Source organism: Moorena sp. SIO3E8, from assembly GCF_010692445.1.
GTDB classification, from domain to species: domain Bacteria; phylum Cyanobacteriota; class Cyanobacteriia; order Cyanobacteriales; family Coleofasciculaceae; genus Moorena; species Moorena bouillonii.
In genome coordinates, this window is sequence record NZ_JAAHHM010000032.1 from 38,107 (window position 1) to 52,371 (window position 14,265).

17 protein-coding genes are annotated in these 14,265 nt (G+C 44.1%); 10 read left to right on the top strand and 7 right to left on the bottom strand.

Annotated features, from left to right (window positions below):
• Positions 1 to 98: 98 nt before the first annotated feature.
• Positions 99 to 605, top strand: coding sequence for a hypothetical protein (locus F6K46_RS16160; RefSeq protein WP_293053527.1), 507 nt, complete (start codon positions 99 to 101; stop codon positions 603 to 605).
• 370 nt (positions 606 to 975) lie between these two features.
• Here F6K46_RS16160 and F6K46_RS16165 read toward each other — a convergent pair whose 3' ends face one another.
• Positions 976 to 1,638: a phycobiliprotein lyase gene (locus F6K46_RS16165; protein WP_293053530.1), complete on the bottom strand. Its 663-nt coding sequence runs from the start codon at positions 1,636 to 1,638 to the stop codon at positions 976 to 978.
• A gap of 121 nt (positions 1,639 to 1,759) precedes the next feature.
• On the bottom strand, positions 1,760 to 2,434 hold the full coding sequence (locus F6K46_RS16170) for a HEAT repeat domain-containing protein (RefSeq protein WP_075899156.1): 675 nt from the start codon (positions 2,432 to 2,434) through the stop codon (positions 1,760 to 1,762).
• Between the two features lie 213 nt (positions 2,435 to 2,647).
• Between F6K46_RS16170 and F6K46_RS16175 the strand changes: the two genes are divergently transcribed.
• Together F6K46_RS16175 and F6K46_RS16180 are read left to right on the top strand one after the other, a co-directional pair.
• Complete coding sequence (locus F6K46_RS16175) at positions 2,648 to 2,812, top strand: hypothetical protein (RefSeq protein ID WP_158069554.1); 165 nt, start codon at positions 2,648 to 2,650, stop codon at positions 2,810 to 2,812.
• 321 nt (positions 2,813 to 3,133) lie between these two features.
• Positions 3,134 to 5,566 (top strand): GAF domain-containing protein, encoded by a 2,433-nt coding sequence (locus tag F6K46_RS16180; RefSeq protein WP_293053538.1) that lies wholly within the window; start codon positions 3,134 to 3,136, stop codon positions 5,564 to 5,566.
• Between the two features lie 150 nt (positions 5,567 to 5,716).
• Here the strand turns inward: F6K46_RS16180 and psbN are convergent, their stop codons facing one another.
• Positions 5,717 to 5,848, bottom strand: coding sequence for a photosystem II reaction center protein PsbN (gene psbN / locus F6K46_RS16185; RefSeq protein WP_008180512.1), 132 nt, complete (start codon positions 5,846 to 5,848; stop codon positions 5,717 to 5,719).
• A gap of 1,730 nt (positions 5,849 to 7,578) precedes the next feature.
• Between psbN and psbH the strand changes: the two genes are divergently transcribed.
• Together psbH and F6K46_RS16195 are read left to right on the top strand one after the other, a co-directional pair.
• Positions 7,579 to 7,782: a photosystem II reaction center protein PsbH gene (gene psbH, locus F6K46_RS16190; protein ID WP_070392668.1), complete on the top strand. Its 204-nt coding sequence runs from the start codon at positions 7,579 to 7,581 to the stop codon at positions 7,780 to 7,782.
• A 289-nt stretch (positions 7,783 to 8,071) separates the two neighbouring features.
• Entirely contained in the window at positions 8,072 to 8,374 is a 303-nt protein-coding gene (locus F6K46_RS16195) for a TatA/E family twin arginine-targeting protein translocase (RefSeq protein WP_075899160.1), read from the top strand.
• Positions 8,375 to 8,647: 273 nt separating this feature from the next.
• Here the strand turns inward: F6K46_RS16195 and F6K46_RS16200 are convergent, their stop codons facing one another.
• The gene (locus tag F6K46_RS16200) at positions 8,648 to 9,376 is read right to left on the bottom strand and encodes a response regulator transcription factor (RefSeq protein ID WP_075899162.1); all 729 of its coding nucleotides are present in this window, start codon (positions 9,374 to 9,376) and stop codon (positions 8,648 to 8,650) included.
• 303 nt (positions 9,377 to 9,679) lie between these two features.
• Here F6K46_RS16200 and F6K46_RS16205 point away from each other — a divergent pair, with 303 nt between their 5' ends.
• The 3 genes from F6K46_RS16205 (at position 9,680) to F6K46_RS16215 (ending at position 10,717) form a co-directional block, all read left to right on the top strand.
• A complete protein-coding gene (locus tag F6K46_RS16205; RefSeq protein ID WP_269086994.1) occupies positions 9,680 to 9,811 on the top strand; it encodes a hypothetical protein in 132 nt (43 codons plus the stop codon).
• A 105-nt stretch (positions 9,812 to 9,916) separates the two neighbouring features.
• A complete protein-coding gene (locus F6K46_RS16210; protein ID WP_293053545.1) occupies positions 9,917 to 10,543 on the top strand; it encodes a CPP1-like family protein in 627 nt (208 codons plus the stop codon).
• Positions 10,544 to 10,573: 30 nt separating this feature from the next.
• Positions 10,574 to 10,717, top strand: coding sequence for a hypothetical protein (locus F6K46_RS16215; protein WP_293053548.1), 144 nt, complete (start codon positions 10,574 to 10,576; stop codon positions 10,715 to 10,717).
• A gap of 371 nt (positions 10,718 to 11,088) precedes the next feature.
• On the opposite strand, the gene F6K46_RS16220 is transcribed toward F6K46_RS16215, so the two are convergent.
• The gene (locus tag F6K46_RS16220; protein WP_293053551.1) at positions 11,089 to 11,787 is read right to left on the bottom strand and encodes an HAD family hydrolase; all 699 of its coding nucleotides are present in this window, start codon (positions 11,785 to 11,787) and stop codon (positions 11,089 to 11,091) included.
• An 80-nt stretch (positions 11,788 to 11,867) separates the two neighbouring features.
• On the opposite strand from F6K46_RS16220, the gene F6K46_RS16225 reads away from it, so the two are divergent.
• On the top strand, positions 11,868 to 12,161 hold the full coding sequence (locus F6K46_RS16225; RefSeq protein ID WP_293053554.1) for a hypothetical protein: 294 nt from the start codon (positions 11,868 to 11,870) through the stop codon (positions 12,159 to 12,161).
• Between the two features lie 378 nt (positions 12,162 to 12,539).
• Complete coding sequence (locus tag F6K46_RS16230; RefSeq protein ID WP_293053557.1) at positions 12,540 to 12,689, top strand: hypothetical protein; 150 nt, start codon at positions 12,540 to 12,542, stop codon at positions 12,687 to 12,689.
• Here the strand turns inward: F6K46_RS16230 and F6K46_RS16235 are convergent.
• Together F6K46_RS16235 and F6K46_RS16240 are read right to left on the bottom strand one after the other, a co-directional pair.
• Complete coding sequence (locus tag F6K46_RS16235) at positions 12,638 to 14,053, bottom strand: NYN domain-containing protein (protein ID WP_293053559.1); 1,416 nt, start codon at positions 14,051 to 14,053, stop codon at positions 12,638 to 12,640. The two genes, F6K46_RS16230 and F6K46_RS16235, sit on opposite strands and share 52 nt — an antisense overlap.
• Positions 14,046 to 14,213: a hypothetical protein gene (locus tag F6K46_RS16240; protein WP_293053562.1), complete on the bottom strand. Its 168-nt coding sequence runs from the start codon at positions 14,211 to 14,213 to the stop codon at positions 14,046 to 14,048. Before F6K46_RS16240 ends, F6K46_RS16235 begins: the two co-directional genes overlap by 8 nt.
• Positions 14,214 to 14,265 lie beyond the last annotated feature (52 nt).

Consider the following 14,265-nt stretch of genomic DNA (forward strand, 5'->3'; position numbering starts at 1 on the left):
TAATATTCATTAAAATTTCATATATTAGCTATATATCTAGCACTTAATTGATAGACTTAATTCCCGTCTAAATTACTTTAGCAAAGTCTAGCAACAGGATGCATGAAAAAAGTTTTTGTTTTCCCCTATTTTCTGGTTTAATAGCCGGACTAATTTTTGGAATCCAGCTGACATTATTTGTCCAAATAATTCTTGAAAATTACTCGGCACGAGCCTGTGCTAAGATTCCTGATGGCAAATTTGCTGTTTTTGTACCAACAAGTTATTTATTGAATAAAATAAATCTTAAACGAGTCGTTATATCTAACAAATGGGCTTACAATTACAATTGTAAGCTGTTTAAATCCAAACATGATTATATTAAAAATTCTCAGGTCATTAAGTCGGATTCATTTATAAAAGATAACTATGCCCCAGCCGGTTATATACAGGTGCCATCAGAGAGATATATGCTCAAGAAAGTGTGGCGAGGTACCCTGATTGGATATTTTTCTGAATATGAGGCAAATTTAGTCAGGAACAAAGTCCTAGAAAGTGCTTACAGTAAAGAACCAAAACCTATCGATAAGCCTTTTGTAGTAAATAACATAAATACTAATAATTGAGACTTTAAGCATTCAGCGGTCAGCCCTCAGCGGTCAGTGTTCAGTGGTTAGTAGTGGTCAGCTGACGTAAAAGAGATTAAACCAATGGTTACCTGTTGTCTTGATCCAAAGCGCAAGTGGTGCATCGGTCTGTGTGGGTCACCTGCGTCCGCACCGCTGTTTGCCCCGTGGGAACCCCCCCATGAAGGCACTGCCTCCCCTGTTCCCTTGCTGCATCACTTATTCAAAAGCTGATAGCACCTCAAGTAGCGTGGTCAAACGCGCCCCGCGTGGCCCAAAAGCCAAGGCCAAGGCTGATACGCGACACGCTGATAGCTGATAACTGATAACTGATACGCGACACGCTGATAGCTTACTGAATGCTTAACTTTCACGTAACACCAAGACGAATTTCTGTGGCCAGAGAAGCCATGGTTAATTGCCCCCTCTGCTGGAGAACGTTAGTGCGTAACCGAAAGTTAGGGCTAGCAAACCAAAAACGTTCTTCAGCATATAGAGTTTTCCCCTCTGTAATCATTGTTAAAACATCATCCTGGCCGATACTGTAACGACATTTTAGCGATGCAGCGAGGTAGCGCGGTCTTGGGGGTCCCCCCCATGAGCGACTACCGGTGCGGTCTTGGGGAGGCAGCGCGGTCTTGGGGGTTCCCCCCATGAGCGACTGCCGTTGGTTTCCCCCACTCGCTATTGCATCAAGAAAGGAAGTTTCTTCAACATCACCATTAGTTCGCAATAGCTTGCCAATTTCAGGATTTTCTGGGTTGGGAACAGCTACAACAACAGTGGAACCAGTTTGCTTTTTCTGCTCTCCTACTACTGTACCGTCCCAAATCACTTTTAAGCCAAATATAGCCATACCAGGCTCTATTTGGTATTGTTTACAGAGTTTGATTACCTCTGGAGCATCACCAGATAGCATTTCCATTGTGATGTTGGACTTACCATTTTTAATGGGTTGAGAGGTAATATGATTACTAGTACGTTGAGAAAACCATCTGCCAGCGCTCTGTTCAAAAAACTCTTTAATATCCATTGGCTAAGATTGTAAAAATTTGTGGTAGATCGTGGTATATCACTGATGTTGGTAATTTCAATCAAGTGGTTCACTCTTGATTCTATCGCGCTATGATTAGCCCAATTACCAGGATGCTACACTAGCTTGAGGCTTTAGACAAACGCAATAGAGCCATTTGAGCGGCTTCAGATACTTGAGGATGGCTGTCTTTTGCCAAATAGTTTAATGCCGAGATACTTTTGTCCTGACCAAGTTGACCGAGAGCTTCTGCTAAACGTTGACGCACTATCCAATCCTCTGACTGGGCAAAGCGTAGAATATCGTCTATAGCTTCTGTAGCTTTGATTTCCCCCAAAGCAGCAATAGCAGCTTGTTGGACTAGTACTTCCTGACTATCTAACGCCTTGGTCAGCACATCACGAGCACGGGGATCTTGGAGGTTACCTAGGGACACAGCAGCACTAAAACGTACCAACCATTCAGTATCTTCGTAGAACGCCCTAACTAGAGCTTCAAAGGCTTTGGGGTCACCTAGATATCCCAAAGCCCCAGCAGCAGCAGCACGAATGCCATAATCTGGGTCAGTTGCCATAAATTTGACCAAAATTGGGTAGCATTCTTCCGTAGGCTTGACTCCCAGGGCGAATATAGCCATAGAGCGAACTGGTAAATTGGGATCATCAAGTACCTTTTTAATTAGCGGCACCGCATCACTGGCTTGAACATCTCGTAGTGATGCCAGAGCCATCAAGCGATCGCGCATGTTGGGGCTTTCCAGCTGAGCCGAAAGTTGTTCTAAATTAGGGGGCATCATAGTTTATTGGGGTTTGGTTGACAATTAACCTCAGGGGAGTATGAGCATCAGTTGTGATCGCTTAAGAATCTACCCAGCTGTCTGGTAAAGTAATCGCTCTGTAAGCATATGCGCTACTTGAGGTGCGTGCGCGTTCAGCTATCAGCTATAGCGCGATTAGCGCTACGCCCACCCGTGCGCGTTCAACTTAAGCGCTACGCCCACGCTACTTGAGTGGCTATTGGCCTTGGCCTATGGCCACGCTTGGCCTTGGCCTTTGGGCCACGCGGGGCGCGTTTGGCCACCCTGCTTGAGGTGCGAATGGCCACCCTACAGATGGTGCTTATGGGTTACGTCACAGCCTCGAAGCCTGTGCCACGCTACAGATGGTGCTTTTGAATAAAATAAGCTGAGTGCTGAACGCGCACGCACCTCAAGTAGCGCTTGTGCTGACTGCTTAAATCCCTCTGACCTGCTTGCTATAGCAATCTTTATACACAATTGTCGCTCTGAGTCATAGTTTTGGGAATGCTATGGCTGTATCTATGGAAGTTTTTTAGTCAACTAGCTATGGCAAATCAATTCAACTTTCGGCATCTGAGTACAGGTAAGAATAGACAACAGGCTGATGTGATAAATACAACAACCCAAGTCACTTCTGCCACAGTTGCTGATGGTAACTGTTGAATTGAGAGCTGATCGTTCGATTTTGAGACATCAATGATGAGATTAGAGCAGTTCCAGATTCTACGTGAGCTTACAGTCGATGAGGCAGCCTTTGAGCAGCTTCAAGAAATTTTATTAGCTCAGGAAACCAAATACCAAAAGGCACAAGAGCAAAATCACTTTCAGGCTTATTTGTTAGATCACTTACCTAGTGGGGTTATTGCCATAGATATGGACGGAAAAATTATTCATTGGAATAGTTATGCCTGTCAGCTATATCAATGGCAATCCCAAGATGTTATTGGGTCGCAGCTATCGGAGATCTTGTTTCCCCCTAGAAGTCATGCTCCCATCAAAGAAATTTTTGCTCAATTGTCCCAGTTAGAGGTTTGGCAGGGTGAGTTGCTCATTCAACGCCAAGACGGTAGCCAATTGGCTAGCGATTTTAGGATTAGTGTCCTGCAAGATCAGGTAGGGAAACAGATTGGTTTTGTAGCAACTGTCGTTGATGCTAAAGAGGGCAAACAGGCACAGATTGACCGTAGGTCACGCTACGCGATTGGCCATAGGCCACGCTACGCGAACGCACTGTCTAACCAAGTGGCTCAAGATAAGCTGAGGCAGGCAATGGGTGATTCCCTTCGGGAAAACTTTGCAGCCCGCATTCGTAAGTCTTTAGATGTGGAGACAATTCTAAATACCACAGTTAATGAAGTTCGCCGATTGTTACAAGCAGATCGGGTAGCGGTTTATCGCTTCGAGTCGGATTGGAGAGGTAGATTCACAGTAGAGTCTGTAGAATCACCCTGGCAGCCGATTACAGGTAGGGAAATGTATAATCCCCAGTTCTGGGAAACCCATGCTAATCAGTACCGGTATGGTCCGATCCAAGCGATTGAAGATATCTATTCTGATTCTGGGGGCTTGTCTTCCTATGAAGTTAATTGCCTAGCTCAGTTTCAAGTCGTTGCTAACTTGGTAGTTCCGATCATCTGTCACCCTCAACTAGACCAAAACCAACCATTAGACTCACCTTTGTGGGGACTACTGGTTGCCCATCAGTGTAGTCGACCACGACAGTGGCAGTTTTGGGAAAGAAATTTGTGGAAATCAGTAGCAGACCATGTAGGAATTGCGATTCAGCAGGCTCAAATTTATCAGGAAAACCAACTCAAAGCTCAACGGGAAGCAACGCTCAATCAGTTTACTCAAAAGATTCGTAGCTCTCTTGATTTAGAGCAGATTTTTACCACAGCCACTCAAGGAATTAGTCAGCTGTTGGAGGTTGACCTAGTAGAAATTCAAGAATATCTCCCACAGCAGCAGGTTTGGTTAACCGTATCTCAATGCAGTAAACAAGCTAACTTGAGTAGCCCAATGGGAGCTGAAACTCCCGATGTGGACAATCAGATTAGTCGCAAGATCAAAAATCTCGAAGTGGTGCGTATTAACAATAGCTGCAACTTAAAGCTTCAGGATACTTGCCATGGGTTACTTGTACCACTAAGGTTTCAAAACCGCCTCTGGGGAAAATTGTGCCTGATCAAGATTGATAGTGATTACCAATGGTCTGATGGCGCAGTGACTTTGGTGCAGTCGATGGCTGAGCAACTTGCGATCGCAATTCAGCAAGGCCAGCTTTATCAGCGTTTGGCTAACCTCAACACCGACTTAGAACGGCAAGTACTTGAGCGCACCCAACAACTACGAGAGAGAATCCAGGAACTACAGAAACTAAACATGCTCAAAGATGATTTCTTAAGTACCGTTTCTCATGAACTGCGCACACCTCTATCCAATATGAAAATGGCAATACAGATGCTCAAAATTTCTCCGGAGAGTCAACGACGACAGCGCTATACAGAGATTTTAGAATCTGAGTGTTACAGAGAAATTGAACTAATCAACGATTTACTTGACTTGCAGCGTTTAGAAACCGCCTCTTATCAGGTTTCGAGAACAGTAGTAGACTTGAAAATCTGGTTACACCGAATCATTGATTCCTTTTGCTCCCGTATCCAGGCACAACAGCAAATCCTGAAGTTGACTTTGTCAGATAATTTGCCATCGGTTTTGATTGACAAGACCAGCTTCGGGCGAATTGTGACAGAACTGTTCAACAATGCTTGTAAATATACTCCAGCCAACAGGCAGATTATTCTTGAGTTTTTTTACCAAAACAATCTGGATATGATCCCATCAGATACCGTACCCAAGGTAATATTTAAAATCAGCAATCAAGCTGAGATTGCTGATACGGAATTACCCCACATCTTCGATAAGTTCTATCGCATTCCTAATGCTGATCCTTGGAAGCGAGGTGGTACAGGATTAGGTCTAGCTTTGGTCAAGGAGCTAGTCAAACAGCTCGATGGCATCATTCAGGTAGAAAGCTCTCAGAGATGGACTACATTTACCGTTCAAATTCCGGCTCCTCAAGGCTCCGAACTCAATGAACACGACAACAGTTTAACGATCAAGTTTTAATCTACCTTCAATGCTTAAGGGATTGCTTGGTCTGTTGCCCAAGGCTATGTTTTGCCCAAGGATAGGGGTTAACTGATAGTTGAGTTGTTAGTTGAGTTGTGATACCCTAATGACTTTTGACTTTCCCCGTTTGAATGGAAAACTATTATATTAGTCTTCATGTTCTTCAAACTGATCGACTAATTCCGCTGAAGGGGGTCCAAAAGCGGTATAAATCGATATACCAGTGATACCGATTACAAAAACAAGGATAACAATGCTAAGGACTATTGCGGGTTCCATGGCTCAAATCAAATATAAGTGTGTCTGTTGATGCAGTGGCTTGCGGGGGAAACCCCAGTGAGGCTACTGCATCGTTATATGAGTCTGTTTTCTTTTTGACATTCTGCTGTCTAAAATCCAGACGAACCTATACATTTAGATCACTCTGGATCGAGAGCATGGCAAGGTATCACCCGAGCTGTGCTTGAACGATCACGGCCAAGGGGAGCTAAACGATATCTATTGTCAGGAGTAGAACCAGAGTCAATTCTAGCTTTTTTTGATGTTGTGTTAACAAATTTTAGTTTTATTGCTTTTTTTTAAGAATACCACATAATTTTAACACTGTTAAGATACATTTCCAAAACTATAACTACTATACAAACTTAGACAGTAGTTGACAAAATGTAGTTTTTTGTCAACTACTGTCTAAGTTTGTAAACAAAAAATCGTCAAAAAGATTAGTTGTTGTGAACGGCAGGCTTGAAAAATATCAGGTACTGTGTTAACAGTGTGTTAATTGTCTTAGGAAAAGGTGAATTGGTGTGTGATCACGGGGTATGTAGCCCAACATCCGGAAAATTTGCACGACCTTTACCTTCCTCCGCTCTTATGCCCCACAACGAACATGCGCAGCATGAGTGTTTAAAGTTACCGTAAGGTACTGGTCGCCTTTATGGTTAGTCGGTTATGGGTAAAACGGTTAAAACTTTGCCGATTTTGGCGACCCTATCTATCGGTTTCGTCTCCAGGGATGAATCGCGGAGCTGGAACTCTGATAAACAGGCTGAAAAACGTTATACTAAAAATAGTAGGGAAAATAAATTAAGAGCTAACCGCCACCTACGTGCTTAAAAATAGAACTTATTGTATTGTTCCGGCGGGTCGGGGCATCCCGGAGACGAAACCTTAGAAGAGCGATGCAGCGCGGTCTTGGGGGTTTCCCCCATGAGCGACTGCATCAAGACAGGGTCGCCTTAATCATAAAGTTTTAACCAAAGGTGCGCTTTCCGTTGGCGAATTAAATTCGCCACGGGTCGCACCTCTTTTATGCATAGCCGACTAACCATTTTGGCTCCACTCTTTAAGCGGTAACTTCTGACCGTGTCGTTAATAAAGCAAGCCTACGTATCCGTTCGCGCAGCGTCGGCGAAAGCCGATACCGTTGGGTGGAGTTGGCTTGAAGCCTACACGCTCACTCGTTCGCGAAGCGGCTCTGTAAGAGCAGAGTCAGTGTAGGAGTATGTCACGCAATGATCTAACCAAGGTGGGTAGGGGAGCTTTGACACTCCCGCAGTGGTATGATCTGTTTAAATCTCTAAGTAGATCCTATCGGACTTGAAGGGAAGTGGCACGGTTTCAACTTGGTACTTCGCCACCTTGTAGAATCCCCCGTGCGAGCAATCCCTCGCACGGGGGCTAGCCACTGTTGACGATTTTCTCCAAATATCTGGCAGTATCTACAAAAATATGTTATACTTTGATGAGGAATCTAGTGTCATTGAAAACATTCTGTAACTTGAATTGAAGCCGAAAACCAAAGCTTTAATGATAGTGGTTGCGTTTTCTATTAAACACAGATAATTGCGCCAAGAGCGGAACAAAACCGATCTTGGCCTTGGGAGATACCCCCTGGCTGCGAGAGCAGCTTGCATTAGTGGGCTAAAATCTGCAAAGTAGATTTTGGTAGCTAAAAAGTATCGGAGATGTCAATAACATAAATCTCAATTAACATAAATCTCAATTTACCCATGGCACAAAGAACTCGGCTAGGAGATATTCTCAAACCCCTTAACTCGGAATATGGTAAAGTTGCCCCAGGTTGGGGCACTACCCCTGTAATGGGAGTCTTTATGGGGCTATTTTTCGTCTTTTTGCTGATTATTTTGCAGATTTACAACAAATCAATCATCATTCAAGGTTTCAATGTTGATTGGACAAGCCTAGGGCAGTAGTCTACTCCATGGCTTAACTGCTAATCATTAACATTTCAAATATTTCAGCTCCCTCCCGGCTTGTCCGGGTTTTTTAATGCTGTTGACAGCAATGGATAGGCTAGGAAGTCCCTGGGATTACTACCTAACTTAGTTAAACTGGCTGAGTTCAACTGGCTGAGTTCAACTGGCTGAGTTCAACGGAACAGCGGTCAATTTGGGTCAAATGTGGAATACTAAGAACAGCAAACTAGTAACAGCAAACCAGTAAAAGCAAACCAGCACTTGACAAATCCCAGGAGGTTATATAATGAACGTTTTTGGTATGGGTTTACCGGAAATGGTGTTGATTATGGTCATTGCCCTATTAGTATTTGGCCCTAAGAAGTTGCCAGAAATTGGTCGTAGTTTGGGTAAAGCCATTAGAGGCTTTCAAGATGCTTCCAAGGAGTTTGAAAATCAGTTTAAGCTAGAGGCACAACAAATAGAGCAAGGGCTGAACACCCCTACCCCAAGTGAATCTGAGAAAACTGCCACCAAAGAAGTTGCTACAGCAGAAGTTGCTACAGCAGAATCAAACAATCATGCTACGACGTCTTCTCAACAAAGCTAATCCCAGGGAAGTCGAGCCACTTCAGCAAGAGGCTAGACCAAAGCAGGCATGATCACTAGTACTGCTGCGCGGAATTAAAAATTATGGTATTAACAATTCTTGCATGCTTATTACATAAGCGTTTTGCTATTTTTGAATCGTATCTTTATTTCCGCCGTGCTGTGCTAGACGACTCTTGAACTCTAGTCCGGTAGCTCAGTAGTCGATTGCCTTGGCAACCATTGACCCTCCACGAGCAAGGGGTTTGAGTAGTCGTGGAGTGTCAACAATGAGTTAGCTACTGGATTTACCATTTTTCTCATTCTTCTTACTAGAAGGTGCCTCAAACTTGTAGCCAACACCTCGAACTGTCTGAATTAAGGAAGGGTCACTGGAATTAACCTCAATTTTACGGCGAATTTGACCGATATGGACATCAACTACTCGCTGATCTCCCACATAATCGTACTCCCAGACTTCCTGGATTAACTCAGAACGGCGCAAGACTCGACCTGGATGACAGGCCAGAAAATGGAGTAGATCAAATTCCAGAGCAGTTAGAGGGATAAGTATTTCGTTGATAGTTACCTCCCTGCGCCCTGGATCGATCACTAAATGGTCGAAGACGAGGCGTTCTGCTTCAGTAGCAGTAACAGCCCGCTTCCGTTTCAAAATTGCTCTAACTCGATTTTCCAGCTCTTGTAAATCAAAGGGCTTGGTGATGTAGTCATCAGCACCTTGTTGAAATCCTTGATTTTTGTCAGCAGCATCCGACCGACTGGTGAGCAAGAGGACAAAGACATCAGTGCGGGTCTGCATTTGCTGACACAGGTTGTAGCCAAGGGCGTCAGGCAAATTCACATCTAGAATGACTAAATCTGGATTAAATTGCTCAAATGTGGCAAGAGCCGTCTTGCCATCTTGAGCAGCCTGCATTTGAAAATTCTTTTGACTTAAGAAGCGTAGAATTAAATTTCGGATTGCCGGATCGTCATCTACGACAAGAATCTTGGCGGCGGTCATAACTTTCCACGGAAAACGGGATCACAAATTTAAGACGCAGAGTGTTTTGACACCAACGGTGCTGTTGGGCATTGTAGACAATTATCGTCAGATTATTACGTAATGCCAATAGTTGGTAAATTGCATAGGCAAATCAGTTATTTTCAAAATTCCCCCACAGTAGGACTTCCAGAACCACGGCAAAAAGTCTTTTTTTCTTCTTCTAAAGAGCAAAAAACCCATAGCCTTGATGGGTCTATATGGATTTACTAACGGTTCTAACATTATTCAGGAATTCTCCGGTGATTTGGCAACAAAACTGAGATGCACCGGCATTGTGTTGACTTCACTGCGGCACTGCTGTTTGAAGATCAAGCTACACTAGCACCCAGGGGCATTGACACCACCCTCAACCAAGACGACTCTGTGACCAGTGGTTACCCAGAGCAAGGTTGAGAGTTTCTCGTGCCTAACCTTAACATATACATAACTAGTTTAAAGTTGCTGTCATACTAATGAAAAGAAGGGATGTGAAAACAAGGGATGTCTCGGAGGTCTTGAATGAGTGATAACAATCCCTATGATCAGCTTGGGGTTACGGAAGAAGCGTCCTTTGATGAAATTCAGGATGCCAAAGGTCGCCTGATGCAAAAGCATCGTGGTAACCAAAAGCTTTTAGATACCGTAGAGGCGGCCTACGATGCCATTATCATGGATCGACTTAGGATGCGCCAGGAAGGAAAGATTAAAGTTCCTGATCGTATTCGTTTCCCAGAGAAGGCTTCTCAAGCTCCACCGAGTTTTCCCCAAACACCAGTTAATAACTCTCCTGAGTGGCTGAAACGGTTGTGGGATACTCCGACAAGAGAAGACATGATCTGGCCGAGTGCCGTGTTCTTAATCTTAAGCAGTGCTACGGTGCTTTACACCTCATCGGCAGACTCGATTTTGCCCTTGGTGATGGCTATAGGCTTCGGATTCACGATCTATTTCCTCAATCGGAAAGAACAACAATTTGGTCGTGCAGTATTGCTAACCCTGGCAGGTCTGTTTTTGGGTGTGGGATTAGGGAGTTTGCTGGGGAATTCTCTGGGAAGCCAATTCACCACCCTAGACTTGACAACAGAAAAACTGGCTACATTGGTGACATTTGTATTGCTGTGGCTGATTAGTTGCTTCTTACGTTGAACATGGGAATGGGGGATTGGGGATGAGGATGTGCCTCCAATAGCACGTTCCTTGTCTAGTAGTGGTGCTTTTCCCCTTGATGGGATATATCCCAAACGTCTCTACCCTTGCCTGGGTTTGCCCGGTGGAAACCACGCCAGTCGCTCATGGGGAGCGACTGCATCATGGCCATGAAAAGCAATTTTCATGAAAATTGCTTTTTTAAATAACCACAAGCCTTGTCAGCCAAGACTTTAACGCGATTTTTTTATAAAAATTATTATTTTATAAAAATTTATCATAGCCACAGGCTAGAGATCCAATTTTTTTTAACTGTGTTAAGAAACTTAAAGTTTATCAAACCCTTTCTGTTCCCTGATCCGAAGTTACCTTGTCTGCACAGCTAGTTAGTGATCTAATTACCTGAATTTTGAGACAATCTCACCACCATAGCCATAGCTTTTTTAAAATAAAAAATGACTTGAACTTTTACAGTTAATTTCATCCCACCCTGACCGAAGGTCAGGCGTAGGGCTCGCTCTAGCCGGATTAGCTAAAATCGCCAATTATACGGCTTGTAGCACTGCTGTGTCTAGAACTAAATCTACCGCTTCAGCGAGATTATTGACGGTAAAATCTGGTTCGTAGAGATTGAGCTGAGTGCGATCGCGTATTCCAGATAAAACTCCAATTGCTTTAATACCGTGGGTTTTGGCAGCCACTATATCCGCTTCTGTATCGCCAATCATCCAGACATCAGAGGCAGCTGGGAGTTCTTTGAGGGCTTTTGCCATTAGCAAAGGTTTATCCTTAGTGTCACCGGTCTTCACATAGTCGTTACTCAGGCAATACCGTCGGTTACGGGGAAAAAATTTCTCCAGGTCTAAGCGAGTGAATGCTTCATCAAGCTCTCGCACCCGACGCATGGTCATGACGACTAAATCTACTCCTGCTTGTTGTAATTTTTCCAGGGCATCTATAGCTCCGGGAACCGGTTGATCATGAACCAAGTAGGGCAGAGTGTGTACAGTTTGACGGCGCAGCTGAGCAAATGCTTCAGCTTGGCTGGGATCGAGACCTGAACGAATTCCAATAATTATCTCGGGAACACGCCCCCTCTTACACTGCCAAAACTCCGCCTTGGACATGGGCAGGATGGGCTGGTTAGGGCGTTGGATTTCTTTGAGACAAAACTGGTAAACCCGATAGTAACGCTCCGACACATTCATGATCGGACCGTCAAAGTCTGTAAATACTCTAATCATTATCTAACAAAATGTAATATTTATTTACATTATTATCTCATCCCGTGAGTATTTATCACTAAAATTACGAATTTGTAACATTGCCAATCTCTCAGGACTTAGCCATTACTCCTGACAGGGGTAGGTTTTTGAGATTTGGGTCGGGAGTCGGGAGTGGGGAGTCGGGAGTGGGGAGTCGGGAGTCGGGAGTGGGGAGTCGGGAGTCGGGAAATGGGGAGATGGGGAAATGGGGAAATGGGGAGATGGGGAAATGGGGAGATGGGGAGATGGGGAAATGGGGAGATGGTGAGAATTCTCTGTCTCTTGCACCTTATGCCGTCACGAATCGGGGAAACGCCCTCAGCTGGGCGCACCCGTCCAATAAATTCTTGTAGATTTGGAGATTTATTTATTGGACAGGACTTACGCGGTTAAGTTGATTTCGCCCCCCTAGCCCCCCAATTCTGGGGGGTAAAGATGTCAAAGTCCCCCGAGCGAGGGATTGCTCGCTCGGGGGATTTAGGGGGCAAATGCGTAAGTCCTGTTGGAGTTTTTAGGCAATGAAAGTACGTACTCCCACCAAAGTTAAAAACCTACCCGGGCATCAGCCGTGGAACGGGCATCAGGTGTGGAACCGGCATCTTGCCGGTTATAAATATTCCCAGGCAGGCAGGATGCCCACCCCACTTATTCATATTGATCCGAAGATACTGATCTTGTGGGGCAGGCAGGATGCCCACCCCACTCATTCATATTGATCCAAAGATTCAGCAATGCCAGATTTTTTACCGATTCCCGATTCCCGACTCCCGATTCCCGACTCCCGATTCCCGATTCCCGATTCCCGATTCCCTGACAACTGCCGCGAAGTCTACTGCTCAATCACGACTGCATTCAACCCGTCTAACCGTAAAGCAACTTGATAAGCTTTACCAACCTTCTTGAGTTTAAACGCTCCCAAGGATTGCAAAAATTTGGGGAATGTACCCTTTAAATTTAAGTCTCTCATCAACTGAGTAATTGGTCGAGAGTATTGTTTTTTAAATTCAGTAGCTATATGAGCGATCGGAACATAAGGATCTTTATAGTTTGTCTTCAAATCCTTGAGGAGTTTAACTAGTATCTCTTCCAAATCTGATTTAGATTCAATTTTAGATACAGGCTTAACAGTAGGTTTTAACTGAATAGTCTTCAAAGAAGAAGTCTTTTTAATGAAAGAAATTGGCTTTTCAAATAGAGTTATATAAAAATTTGAAGTACCCGGTATGTGATGAGTCACAAACTCTTTGGGGTAATCAGTAAAAATATCGGTTGTTAGTTTTCCAGGCAAGCGCAGGGAGACAACTTGATTGAGGCTAAGCTGATACTTTGATTCAAATAGATATGATAGTCTAGACAGGTTTACCCAAGCATTCGAAGTGCGTTTTTGTTCAGCTTTGAGGAGGTCTTTGAGCTGATTAATAAATTCTTCGAGGGTGGGGATTTCTGGTACAGAGACCAGAGAATGGGCTTGAGTTTCACGAGTCTTGTTATTTAAAACAATAATCTTATCATTTTGCTTACGCACTAAATAGACTGTTAGTCCATGGGTTTGTAGGGTGGTGCAAAGATGAGTCATCACCCCATCAGAGGAACAGACTAAGACTTCCTTGGCGGTTGGATAATGGATAAAGATAGAAGACCCAACGGTAGCCATCTTAAAATCAGCGCTGTCCTTTCCTGGTGGTACGTGAATTAGCTCATAGCCACGAGTATGCAGTTCAGTGTCATACTTACCCATAGCACGCCAATTGGCAACAGCAATTTTGATTTGGATCGGGTAGGAACAAATTTGAGCTAGGAACTTTTCGGTTTCAGTATTGAGCCGTAAATTTTCGGCATCTAGCAGTAAGATGGCAATTCCTGTGCCTAGCTTTGGCGAAGGGGAAACCGATGTTGGGGTTTTATTATTAGTAGAGACAGCTAAGTTATGGGAATTATTCCCTGGCTTGGGTCGGATAGAGTGACGAAGTTTTTGGGTCAGTTCTCTAAAGCTGGGGGAGTTGAAATAACTAGGAATGAACAGAACTTGCAGTAATTTCCTGACTTTGATAATTCGTCGGGGCCAATCTTGCTCTTGGCTGAGTTCTGATTTCAAATTGGCCAGGAAAGCAGATTGATGACGGGGCTTATCCCAAGGGATTTTTCGGTATTTTTCCTTGAGTAATTCGGACTGCTGCTGCTGAAGCTCAAGGATGGCTTGGTAGAGGTAAAGGCTAATTTCGTTGATCGCGGCAGAGTCATTCACGAATGGTTTCTGGTAGATTTGGTGAGTAATTTTGGGCAGAATACAAAAGCAGATCTATAGAACCCACTATATCTGAAATAGCAAAGGGAATAGGGAGTCGGGAGTCGGGAGTCGGGAGTCGGGAGTCGGGAGTGGGGAATATCGCATCAAAAATTATCACAATTCATTTAGGTACCCTAAATATTTGGAAAAACGCGAGTTCCATAAAACTC